The 11,289-nt window shown below is 70.8% G+C and carries 10 protein-coding genes; 8 read left to right on the plus strand and 2 right to left on the minus strand.

What is annotated here, in order from left to right:
• Positions 1 to 11 precede the first annotated feature (11 nt).
• The gene (locus LQF12_RS05865) at positions 12 to 767 is read left to right on the plus strand and encodes an SDR family oxidoreductase (RefSeq protein WP_231055040.1); all 756 of its coding nucleotides are present in this window, start codon (positions 12 to 14) and stop codon (positions 765 to 767) included.
• Between the two features lie 4 nt (positions 768 to 771).
• Here the strand turns inward: LQF12_RS05865 and LQF12_RS05870 are convergent, their stop codons facing one another.
• On the minus strand, positions 772 to 1,542 hold the full coding sequence (locus LQF12_RS05870) for a glycerophosphodiester phosphodiesterase (protein WP_231055041.1): 771 nt from the start codon (positions 1,540 to 1,542) through the stop codon (positions 772 to 774).
• A gap of 153 nt (positions 1,543 to 1,695) precedes the next feature.
• On the opposite strand from LQF12_RS05870, the gene LQF12_RS05875 reads away from it, so the two are divergent.
• The 7 genes from LQF12_RS05875 to LQF12_RS05905 all read left to right on the plus strand — a co-directional run bounded on the left by LQF12_RS05875 (position 1,696) and on the right by LQF12_RS05905 (position 10,753).
• Positions 1,696 to 2,403: a GNAT family N-acetyltransferase gene (locus LQF12_RS05875; protein ID WP_231055042.1), complete on the plus strand. Its 708-nt coding sequence runs from the start codon at positions 1,696 to 1,698 to the stop codon at positions 2,401 to 2,403.
• A 9-nt stretch (positions 2,404 to 2,412) separates the two neighbouring features.
• Positions 2,413 to 3,534: a PIN domain-containing protein gene (locus LQF12_RS05880; protein WP_231055043.1), complete on the plus strand. Its 1,122-nt coding sequence runs from the start codon at positions 2,413 to 2,415 to the stop codon at positions 3,532 to 3,534.
• Between the two features lie 64 nt (positions 3,535 to 3,598).
• A complete protein-coding gene (ppk2, locus tag LQF12_RS05885) occupies positions 3,599 to 4,489 on the plus strand; it encodes a polyphosphate kinase 2 (RefSeq protein ID WP_231055044.1) in 891 nt (296 codons plus the stop codon).
• Positions 4,490 to 4,748: 259 nt separating this feature from the next.
• Positions 4,749 to 8,036, plus strand: a complete 3,288-nt coding sequence (ileS, locus tag LQF12_RS05890) for an isoleucine--tRNA ligase (RefSeq protein ID WP_231055045.1) — start codon at positions 4,749 to 4,751, stop codon at positions 8,034 to 8,036.
• Positions 8,033 to 9,454, plus strand: coding sequence for a bifunctional folylpolyglutamate synthase/dihydrofolate synthase (locus LQF12_RS05895; RefSeq protein WP_231055046.1), 1,422 nt, complete (start codon positions 8,033 to 8,035; stop codon positions 9,452 to 9,454). The genes ileS and LQF12_RS05895 overlap by 4 nt, the downstream gene beginning before the upstream one ends.
• Positions 9,455 to 9,463: 9 nt before the next feature.
• Positions 9,464 to 10,480: a UDP-glucose 4-epimerase GalE gene (gene galE / locus LQF12_RS05900; RefSeq protein WP_231055047.1), complete on the plus strand. Its 1,017-nt coding sequence runs from the start codon at positions 9,464 to 9,466 to the stop codon at positions 10,478 to 10,480.
• A gap of 42 nt (positions 10,481 to 10,522) precedes the next feature.
• Positions 10,523 to 10,753 carry an SRPBCC family protein gene (locus tag LQF12_RS05905; protein WP_354004701.1) on the plus strand — a complete coding sequence of 77 codons (231 nt, stop codon included), beginning with the start codon at positions 10,523 to 10,525 and terminating at the stop codon, positions 10,751 to 10,753.
• Positions 10,754 to 10,756: 3 nt separating this feature from the next.
• Here the strand turns inward: LQF12_RS05905 and LQF12_RS05910 are convergent, their stop codons facing one another.
• Positions 10,757 to 11,281 carry a mycothiol transferase gene (locus tag LQF12_RS05910; protein ID WP_231055048.1) on the minus strand — a complete coding sequence of 175 codons (525 nt, stop codon included), beginning with the start codon at positions 11,279 to 11,281 and terminating at the stop codon, positions 10,757 to 10,759.
• Between the last annotated feature and the right edge of the window lie 8 nt (positions 11,282 to 11,289).

Genomic DNA, 11,289 nt, shown 5'->3' on the forward strand with positions numbered 1-11,289 from the left:
ACCATGGGCACATGAGCACACAGCCGCGCGCCGTGGTGACCGGCGCCTCCACCGGGATCGGGGCCGCCACGGTGGCCGAGCTACAGGAGCGGGGCTACGCCGTCGTGGCGACGGCCCGCCGGGAGGAGCGGCTGCGGGCGCTCGCGGAGAAGACCGGATGCGAGTACGTGGTCGCCGATCTCACCGATGCCGACGACGTCGCCCGCCTGGCCGCGACCGTGGCCGAGGGCGGGCCCCTGACCGCCCTGGTGAACAACGCCGGGGGAGCGCGGGGTGCGGACCCGGTCGAGCACGGCGACGTGGCCGACTGGGAGGAGATGTACCGCATCAACGTGCTCTCCACGCTGCGGGTGACGCAGGCACTGCTGCCGTCTCTGCGGGCCGACGGCGGGGGAGACGTGCTCGTGCTGACCTCCACCGCGGCGCACGACACCTATCCCGGGGGCGGCGGCTACGTGGCCGCCAAGCACGCCGAGCGGATCATCGCCGACACCCTGCGGCTCGAGCTCAACGGGGAGCCGATCCGGGTGATCGAGATCGCGCCCGGCATGGTCAGGACCGAGGAGTTCTCCCTCAATCGCCTCGGGGACGCCGGTGCCGCCGACGCCGTCTACGACGGTGTGGAGAACCCGCTCACCGCCGAGGACATCGCCGACGCCATCGCCTGGACTCTCACCCGCCCCCGTCACGTCAACATCGACTCGATGTCGATCCGCCCCGTGGCGCAGGCCTCGAACACGCAGGTCGCCCGGCACGCCGGGCTTTGAGAGTTCAGCGAGCCAGCACCCGCAGCGCAGCCGCCGGATCGTCGGTGCACAGCGCGTCCGCCCCGAGGCCGGCGATCTCACGCATCCGCGCGGGGTCGTTCACCGTCCACACCCATGCCTCCAGCCCGCGGGAGCGGATCGCCTGCACGTCGCCGGCGGTGAGGTTCTTCTCCCACACCGACACCCCACCGGCTCCTGCGCCCAGGGCGAAGGTGACGGCCTCCTCCAGCGATCCGACCCTCTCCAGCATCTCGGTCACCGTGGTCTCCGCCTCCGGGTGGTGGGCCCGGACCTGGGCGAGCAGCGCGGCCTCGTTTCCCTCGTGCCCCAGGCTCAGTGGGTACGCCGCCAGCCCGGGCACCAGGTCCACCAGGCGCGCGAGTGCCCGCCAGTGCCCGCCCGAGGCGAACCAGCGCACCTGCGGGTGGTGCGAGGTCACGGTGGCCACGGCGTCGACCGCGGTCGGCTCCTTGATCTCGACGTTGATCACCGCTGCCTCGCCCACCAGGTCCAGCACTGCGGCCAGGGTGGGCACGTGCTCCCCGCTGCCGGCATCCACCCGGGCGAGGTCGGCTGCGCTGCGCGCGCCCACCGGCCCGCTCGCCGAGGTGGTCCGATCGAGGGTGTCGTCGTGGATGACCACCGGCACGCCGTCCGCGCTCAGGTGCACGTCCAGTTCGATCCCCGCCACCCCCAGCTCGAGGGCTCGGGAGAACGCAGCGAGGGTGTTCTCCGGCTGCTCGGCGCTGGCACCCCGGTGGGCGTAGATCTTCACGGCACGTCCTTCTCTCGTTGCGACCGGCGGGCCCCGGTCGCCCCCACGCTAGGGGCCGGCAGTGCCGGGAGGGTGAACGAGGGGGGAACCGCCGGCTCCCCGTCGAGTGAAGTCACGGTGCGGTACCGGCTCCCGGCACGCTAGCGTCATGCCATGACGCTCGAGAACCGGCTGCGACTGTGGCCGCCGGCCGGGCTGCGGGTACGTGCCGCTGACCTGGAGCTGCGCTACCTCGACGACGAGTTGCTGCTCGACCTGGCCGCGTTGGCCTCGCGCGGCGTGCACCCGCCGGAGGCCATGCCGTTCATGGTGCCGTGGACTCGCGGAACCCCTGCGGAGGTGGCGCGCAGCGTGCTGCGCTACCAGTGGCAGGCACGGGCGTCGATGACGCCCGAGGCGTGGGGGTTGGAACTGGCGGTGCTGCACCGCGGTGCGCCCGTGGGCATCCAGGCGGTCGGTGGGAAGAATGTGCCGACCACACGCGTGGTCGGCACCGGATCCTGGCTGGGCCGCGAGCACCAGGGGCAGGGGATCGGCACCCGGATGCGCGCTCTCGTGCTGCACCTCGCCTTCGAGGGACTGGGCGCGCAGGTCGCACGCACCGAGGCGTGGGCGGACAACGCAGCCTCGAATGCGGTGTCCCGGCGCCTGGGGTACCGCGAGAACGGGTGCAGCCGCGAGGTCCGCGAGGGGGTCGCCGTCGAGCATCGCGCCTACCGGCTTGACCGGCAGGACTGGGAGGCGCACCGCGGCGCCCACCCCGAGCTGCACCCGCGCGAGGTGGCCTACGAGGGCCTGGACGCCGTCCGGGAGTTCCTCCACCTCACCGCGCCAGGCGGAGGCCCGGCGGCGAGCACCTAGGCTGAGGGCATGGATTCCGAAGAGCGCATGGCCGTCTTCCTCGACTACGAGAACCTCGCCCTGGGGGCGCGCGAGCACCTCGGCGGGATGGCGTTCGACTTCGGCCCCATCGCCGACGCCCTCGCGATCCGTGGCCGCGTCGTGGTGCGCCGCGCCTACGCCGACTGGTCCTACTTCGACGAGGACCGGCGTTCGCTCACCCGCCACCAGGTGGAACTGATCGAGATGCCGCAGCGGATGGGCGCCTCGCGGAAGAACGCCGCCGACATCAAGATGGTGGTCGATGCCATCGAGATGGCCTTCGAACGCGACTACATCTCCACCTTCGTGATGTGCACCGGGGACAGCGACTTCTCGCCGCTGGTGCACAAGCTGAGGGAGCTGAACAAGCGCGTCATCGGCGTCGGGGTGGAGCAGTCCACCTCCCGCCTGCTCCCCGCGGCGTGCGACGAGTTCCTGTTCTACGACCGGCTCGAGGGCGTCGAGGTTCCGGAGGAGCCGACCGAGCGCCGCGGCCGTGGGCGGCGTACCGCCGCCAAGGACGCCGGGCCCGGGCCCACTACTCCGCAGGTGCCGGCCACGCCGCCGGTGGCTGCCGCGGCTGAGCCGTCCGTGAGCACGCCGGCCGGGGCCGCCGGCGAGGACGAGCCCGCCCCGCCCGACGACGGCGCCTCGCTCGAGGTGCTCGTGGCCCAGACCCTGGCGGGCCTGCAGTCCTCCACGGGCGGAAGCGTGACCGCCTCGGTGCTCAAGCGCACCCTGCTGCGTAAGGACCCGACGTTCAGCGAGTCCGATCACGGCTTCCGCACCTTCGGTGACGTGTTGCGCCACCTGGCCGAGCGCGGCGCCGTCGAGCTGGCCAGCGGCCCGGCGGCCGGTGACCCCGAGGTGTCGGTACCCGCGCACGGCGAGCGGGAGGACGCGTTCGCGCTGCTGCGCACCGTCGTCGCCGAGTCCGACGGGCCGGTGGCACTGTCCAGCCTCAAGAACCGCCTGCGCAAGCGCCGGCCCGACTTCAGCGAGAAGGCCCTCGGCTACCGCAACTTCCTGCAGTTCTGCAAGGACGCCTCCGCCGGAGCGGTCGACCTGCGCTGGGACGAGGACGCCGAAGATTATCTGCTCGGCACCTGAGGGCAGCACCACCAGGACACCTGAGGGCTACCGGACGTTCGCCCGGCGCGAGTACGGTCGCTCCATGATCCAGGACGTGCGCGAGTACATCGATCGGCTGCAGATCGCCGGCCACACCCTGGGTGAGGATCACGACGACGACCCGGTGCTGATCGACCCCGCCGGGCGAGCCGTGGACACCTGGCGCGAGAACTACCCCTACACCGAACGCCTGGACCGCTCCGATTACGACCAGACCAAGTACCGGCTGCAGGTGGAGCTGCTGAAGTTCCAGCGCTGGAACTCCGACACCGGTGGCCGGCACGTGATCCTGTTCGAAGGTCGCGACGCGGCCGGTAAGGGCGGCACGATCAAGCGGTTCATGGAGCACCTCAACCCGCGCTACGCCCGCACCGTGGCACTGTCGAAGCCCTCCGACCGCGAGGCCGGCCAGTGGTACTTCCAGCGCTACCTCCAGCACCTGCCGACGGCCGGTGAACTCGTGCTCTTCGACCGGTCCTGGTACAACCGCGCCGGGGTGGAGCGGGTGATGGGTTTCTGCTCGGACGAGCGGTACGAGGAGTTCTTCGCGCAGGCGCCGCTGGTGGAGAAGATGCTGGTGGAGTCGGGCATCTCGGTGACCAAGTACTGGTTCTCGGTGACCCAGGCCGAGCAACGCACGCGCTTCATCATCCGTCAGGTGGACCCGGTGCGGCAGTGGAAGCTCTCCCCGATCGACCTGGAGTCCCTGGACAAGTGGGACGCCTACACCGAGGCCAAGGAAGCGATGTTCCTGCGCACCGACACCGACTGGGCGCCGTGGACGACCATCAAGAGCAACGACAAGAAGCGTGCCCGGATCAACGCGATGCGCCACTTCCTGGCGCAGTTCGACTACGAGGGCAAGGATCACGAGGTGGTCAGCGGCCCCGATCCGGCGATCGTCAAGCGCGGTATCGACGCCGTCGGGGACTGATCCCGGCCAACCGGCCCGGGGCTCGCCACCTCGGTTAGGATGGTGGGTACAGGCATCGATCCGGCCATCACCGGTGAGCCTCCGGAAGAATGGCTCCGCCCCGTGCAGAGCTCAGTAGAACCGGACGGGAAGGCCCGTTACAGCCGTCAACGGAGTGGTCGCGCCCCTGGGCGAGGCAACCGAGGTGGTACCGCGGGTCGCGCCCGTTCGGGTGCGGATCGTCCTCGACATCGAACGACTGAGTCGAAGGACAGCGCCGATGACCACCGATCGCACCGAGCCCACCGGCCGCGACCTGCACTTCCCGCGCCACACCCAGGCCGACGGCGTGCAGCCCTCCCCGCGCTTCCCGGACCTCGAGGCCGAGGTCCTCGCTTTCTGGAAGAGCGACGACACCTTCCGCGCCTCGATCGAGAACCGGCCCCCGGGCGAGCACGGGGGGAATGAGTTCGTCTTCTACGACGGGCCCCCGTTCGCCAACGGGCTGCCGCACTACGGCCACCTGCTCACCGGGTACGTCAAGGACGTCGTGCCCCGGTTCCAGACCATGCTCGGCAAGCGGGTCGAGCGCCGCTTCGGCTGGGACACGCACGGCCTGCCCGCCGAGCTGGAGGCCGAGCGGATCCTCGGCATCACCGACAAGACCCAGATCGAGGAGATGGGGCTCGAGGCGTTCAACAAGGAATGCCGGGAGTCGGTGCTGCGCTACACCGCCGAGTGGGAGGAGTACGTCACCCGGCAGGCCCGGTGGGTGGACTTCGAGAACGACTACAAGACGCTCGACCTGACCTATATGGAGTCGGTGATCTGGGCGTTCAAGCAGCTCTACGACAAGGGCCTGGCGTACGAGGGCTACCGGGTGCTGCCGTACTGCTGGCGGGACGAGACCCCGCTGTCCAACCACGAGCTGCGGATGGACGACGACACCTACCGCATGCGTCAGGACCCCGCCATCACGGTCGGTTTCCGGCTGGATGTGATCGGCCCGGACGTCCCCGCCGAGGCCGCCGAGGCGCTGACCGGCGCCCACCTGCTCATCTGGACCACCACCCCGTGGACGGTGCCCTCGAACCTGGCCACCGCCGTCAACCCCGAGGTGACCTACGCCGTCGTGGCCGGCAGTGACGGCGGGCGCTACGTGCTCGCCGAGGCCCGCGTGGAGGCCTACGCCCGCGAACTGGGGACCGAGCCCGAGGTACTGGCCACGCTCACCGGCGCCCAGCTGGCCGGCAGCCGCTACAGCCCGCCGTTCGGCTACTTCGCCGGACGCCAGAACGCCCACCAGGTGTTGCTGGCCGACTACGTCACCACCGACGACGGCACCGGCATCGTGCACATCGCTCCCGCCTACGGTGAGGAGGACAAGGTCGTCACCGACGCCGCCGGGATCGAGCCCGCGACCCCGGTGGACGCCGCCGGGAAGTTCGACTCGAGCGTGCCCGACTACGCCGGGGTGAACGTCTTCGACGCCAACGCCCCCATCATCAAGGACCTCAAAGCCGGCACCGGTGCGGCGCAGGGGCAGGGAGCGGTGCTGCTGCGGCACGAGACCTACGACCACTCCTACCCCCACTGCTGGCGGTGCAAGAACCCGCTCATCTACCGCGCGGTCTCCTCCTGGTTCGTCAAGGTCACCGAGTTCCGGGACCGGATGGTCGAGCTCAACGATGAGATCGCCTGGGTGCCCGAGCACATCAAGGACGGCCAGTTCGGCAAGTGGCTGGCCAACGCGCGCGACTGGTCGATCTCCCGCAACCGGTACTGGGGCACGCCCATCCCGGTGTGGATCAGCGACGACCCCGCCTACCCCCGCATCGACGTCTACGGCTCCCTGGCCGAGCTGGAGGCCGACTTCGGTGTGCAGGTCAGCGATCTGCACCGCCCGTTCATCGACGAGCTCACCCGGGCCAATCCGGACGATCCCACCGGGCAGTCGACCATGCGCCGCATCCCGGACGTCTTCGACGTGTGGTTCGACTCCGGCTCGATGCCGTTCGCCCAGGTGCACTATCCCTTCGAGAACGCCGACTGGTTCGAGAACCACTACCCGGGTGACTTCATCGTGGAATACATCGGGCAGACCCGCGGCTGGTTCTACACCCTGCACGTGCTCGCCACCGCGCTGTTCGACCGGCCGGCGTTCCGCACCTGCGTCTCGCACGGCATCATCCTCGGCGACGACGGCCGCAAGGCCAGCAAGTCGCTGCGCAACTTTCCCGACCCGATGGAGATGTTCCACTCCTACGGCTCGGACGCGGTGCGGCTGTCGCTGATGGGCTCACCGGTGCTGCGCGGCGGCAACCTGGTGGTGGCCGAGGAGTCCATCCGCGATCAGGTCCGTCAGGTGCTGCTGCCGCTGTGGAACACCTGGTACTTCTTCGGCCTGTACGCCAACACCTGCGACGACGGCGCCGGCATCGACGTGCGCGCTCCACGCCCGGCCGAGCTCGCCGAGCTGGAGGACATGGACCGGTACGTGCTCGCGCGGACCCGGTCGCTCGTCGAGGCCGTGCGAACCTCGATGGAGACCTATGAGATCGCCGAGGCGGTCGCCCGGGTGCGCGAGCACCTGGACCTGCTGACCAACTGGTACGTGCGCACCTCCCGGCAGCGGTTCTGGGACGAGGACGAGGCCGCCTACCAGACGCTGTACACGGCCCTGGAGGTGCTGCTGCGGGTGATGGCCCCGCTCGCGCCGATGGTCGCCGAGGAGGTCTGGCGCGGCCTGACCGGCGGACGCAGCGTGCACCTGACCGACTGGCCGGTGCCCGGCAACCCCGACGACCCGACCGCGGCCGCGCTGCTGGCGGACGAGGAGCTGGTGACGGCGATGGACGCCGTCCGAGACGTCGTCTCGGTCACGCACGGGCTGCGCAAGGCGAACCAGCTGCGGGTCCGCCAGCCATTGCGCAGCGTCAAGGTGGTGGTGGACCGGCCGGACGCACTGACCCCGTTCACCGACCTCGTCGCCGATGAGGTGAACGTCAAGAGCGTCGAGATCCGTGATCTTGCCGATGGGGCCGCGCGGGAGTACGGCGTGTACACGAAGCTGACCGTGAATGCCCGGGCGGCGGGGCCCCGGCTGGGCAAGGACGTGCAGCGCGCGATCGCCGGCGCTCGCAGCGGCGCCTGGGAGACCGGCGCCGAGGGCCAGGTGGTCGTGGACGGGATCGCCCTGCAGGAGGGCGAGTTCACCCTCACCACCGAGATCGAGGACCGGTTCGGTGACTCGATCGCGGCCGGGGTGCTCCCCGGTGGCGGGTTCGTCGTGCTCGACCTGGAGCTGGACGACGAGCTCATCGGCGACGGCTACGCCCGGGACGTGATCCGGCAGGTGCAGGACGCGCGCAAGGCGGCCGACCTGCACGTCTCGGACCGGATCACCCTCGCACTGGCCGTCCCGCGGCAGTGGGCGCAGGCGGTCATCGACCGCAAGGACCTCATCGCGGCGGAGACGCTCGCGGTGAGCGTGCGCGTCGACGTGATGCCGGTGGTGGGCGATGAGGAACCGCCGGCCGGTATCGACCTGGCTAAGGTGCCCTCATGAGCGGCGAGGTGGAGGAGCAGGCGCAGCAGATCTACGCCGAGATCCTCTCCCGCGCGCCCGAGCACCACATCTCCCCGACGCTCGACCGGGTGGCCGAGCTCGTCGATCTGCTCGGCCACCCCCAGCGCGCCTACCGCGCGATCCACCTGACCGGCACCAACGGCAAGACCTCCACCGCGCGGATGGTCGAGCGGTTGCTGCGGGAGATGGGGCTGCGCACCGGCCGGTTCACCTCCCCGCATCTGCACACCGTGCGGGAGCGGATCGCGATCGACGGCGAGCCGATCTCGGCGACTGCCTTCGTGGACGTGTGGCGAGACATCGAGCCCTACGTCCGGATGGTCGACGCCTCGCTGGAGCAGCGGGGCCACCCGCGGCTGAACTTCTTCGAGGTGCTGGCCGCCTTCGCCTTCGCGGCCTTCGCGGACGCGCCGGTGGACGTGGCGATCGTCGAGGTGGGCCTGGGCGGGGAGTGGGACTCGACCAATGTGATCGACGGCGAGATCGCGGTGATGACCCCGATCGCCCGTGACCACGAGAAGTGGCTCGGCCACTCCCTCGAGGAGATCGCCCAGGTCAAGTCCGGCATCATCAAGCAGCTCGACCCGCCGGCTGTGGTGGTCACCGCGGAGCAGGATGAGGAGGTCGCGGCCGTCATCGCCCGGCGCGCGGTCGAGCGCGGGGCGCGCGTGGTGGCCCAGGGCTATGACGTGGAGGTCGCCGACCGTGCGGTCGCCGTCGGCGGGCAGCTGGTCAACCTGCGCGGGACCGGCGGGCTGTACACCGACATCTTCCTGCCGCTGCACGGAGCCCACCAGGCCCAGAACGCCCTGCTCGCGCTGACGGCGGTGGAGCAGTTCCTCGGCGGTGGCGCGCTGGGTGCGGAAGTCGTCGAGGCCGCCTTCGCGGACGCGACCTCGCCGGGCCGGCTGGAGCTGGTGCGCTCCAGCCCCGCCGTGCTGGTCGACGCCGCTCACAATCCGGCCGCGGCCGCGGTGCTGGTGCGAGCGCTGGAGGAGGCGTTCTCCTTCACCCGGCTCGTCGGCGTTCTCGGCGTCATGGCCGACAAGGACGCCGAGGGCATCCTCTCGGTGCTCGAACCCGTGCTGGACGAGGTGGTGATCACCCAGTCGCGGTCCATGCGCTCGATGGACGTCGACGATCTCGCCGAGATCGCCCGCGACGTCTTCGACCCGGACCAGGTGCACGTCGAGGCGAGCCTGCCGAACGCGATCTCGCGCGCGGCCGACCTGGCCGAACAGGGCCAGCAGGACCAGATCGCCTCCGGCACCGGGGTGCTCGTGGCCGGCTCGGTCATCCTGGCGGCCGAGGCGCGGGCGGTCTTCGGCAAGGACAAGCCACCCCGACGGCCGGGTCAGGCTCGCGGCACCATCCCGGAGGCCGGCGCCTCCCAGTAGGCTGGCGTGGTGAAGGCTCTCGTCACCGGTGGCGCCGGCTACCTCGGTTCGCTGACCGCGACGGCGCTGGAGGAGGCCGGGCACCAGGTCGTGGTGCTCGACTCCCTCGTCGGTGGCCGGCGCGAGTTCACCCACGGCCGGGCCTTCTATCGCGGGGACATCGCCGACCGCGACCTGCTGCGCCGGATCGTGACCGAGCACCCGGACGTGTCGGTGACCGTGCACATGGCGGCGCGGGCGAGCGTGCCCGACTCGGTGGCGGACCCGGTGACCTACTACCGGGAGAACGTCGCGAAGTCGCTCGAGCTGTTCGAGGGGCTCGTGGCGGCGGGCCGGCCGCAGGTGGTGTTCTCCTCCTCCGCTGCCGTCTACGGACCGTCCCCGACCTTCGAGGTCGATGAGTCCGCACCGGTCGAGCCCGCCTCGCCGTACGCCCGCACCAAGCTGATGGTCGAGCAGATGATGACCGACATGGCAGGAGCCGGTCTGCTGCGCGGCCTGATCCTGCGCTATTTCAACCCGATCGGATCCGACCCGGGGCTGCGCAGCGGCATCTACGCCTCGGAACCCGCGCACGTGCTCGGCCAGCTGATCCGGACCGCACGTGGCGAGCAGCCTGAGTTCACCCTCACCGGGACCGACCTACCCACGCGCGATGGCACGGGTCTGCGCGACTACGTCCACGCCTGGGACCTCGCCCGTGCGCACGTGCGGGCGGTGGAGCGATTCGACGACGTCCTGGACGCCGTCGGTGAAGACACGGTGGTCCTGAACGTGGGGACCGGGGCGGGCGTGACGGTGCGCGAGCTGCACGCGGCCGTCGAACGCGTGACGGGCGGGCCCGTGCCGGTGCGCGAGGCCCCGGCACGCCCGGGGGACACGGTCGGTGCCTACGCGAACGTCGACCGCGCCCGCGCCCTGCTGGGGTGGCGATCCGAACTCACGCTCGACGAGGCGATCTCCTCGGCACTGGCCTGGGCCGAGCGCCGCGATGAGGTGCTCGGCCCCGCCGGCACGGGCCGATGATCCGGTTCGTCACCTCCACCGACGTCGACGCGGCAGGCCCCGGTGACCTTCACCGATGAGCAGGTCCGCGGCCCGTTCGCGTGGTTCACGCACGTGCACCGCTTCGAGTCCCGGCCCGACGGCGGCACCCGGATGATCGACCAGGTCGCCTTCGCCGCACCGTTCGGACCGCTTGGGCGGCTGGCCGAGCGGCTCGTCCTGGCCCGCTACATGCGCACTCTGATCGAGACCCGGAACGAGTGGCTGCGCCGGCAGGTGCGAACGAGCCGCTGACGGTCAGCGGGCTGCGCCCTGCCGGGCGAGCACGCCGGCGATGAAGCCGATCTGACCCACGTGCTGCAGGTCCTCCGCGAGCACGCTGACCAGCCTCACGCCGAGCGTGACCGGCGGGTCCCACGCGTCGTCGACCACCCGATCCAGATCGGACTCCTCGAGCCGGTCCAGGTAACTGAGCGTGGCCGTGTGGACGTCGTCGTGGTAGCCGAGCAGATCGTCGACGGGGATGTCACGGACCTGACCCACCTGCTCGCTGCTGTGGCCGAAGCCGTGGTCGGCCTCCTCGAGCGGCAGTCCGAAGCGCTCGGACCACCCGCGCGCGGTCCATTGCTGGTCGAGCCCGGCCAGGTCGGCGACGTGGTCGTCCTGCACCCGGGTCAGATGCCAGGCCAGCCAGGCGATCGTGTTCGCCTCCGGGTCGAGCCGGGCCACCAGGTGGCTCGGCTCGACCCCCTCGAGGCTTGCGTGGAGCACCTCGCGTACCCGGGTGAACCCGTCGCTCAGGACGGTCGCGGTCGTGTGCATAGCCATCT

The sequence above is a fragment of the Ruania suaedae genome (genome assembly GCF_021049265.1).
GTDB lineage: Bacteria > Actinomycetota > Actinomycetes > Actinomycetales > Beutenbergiaceae > Ruania > Ruania suaedae.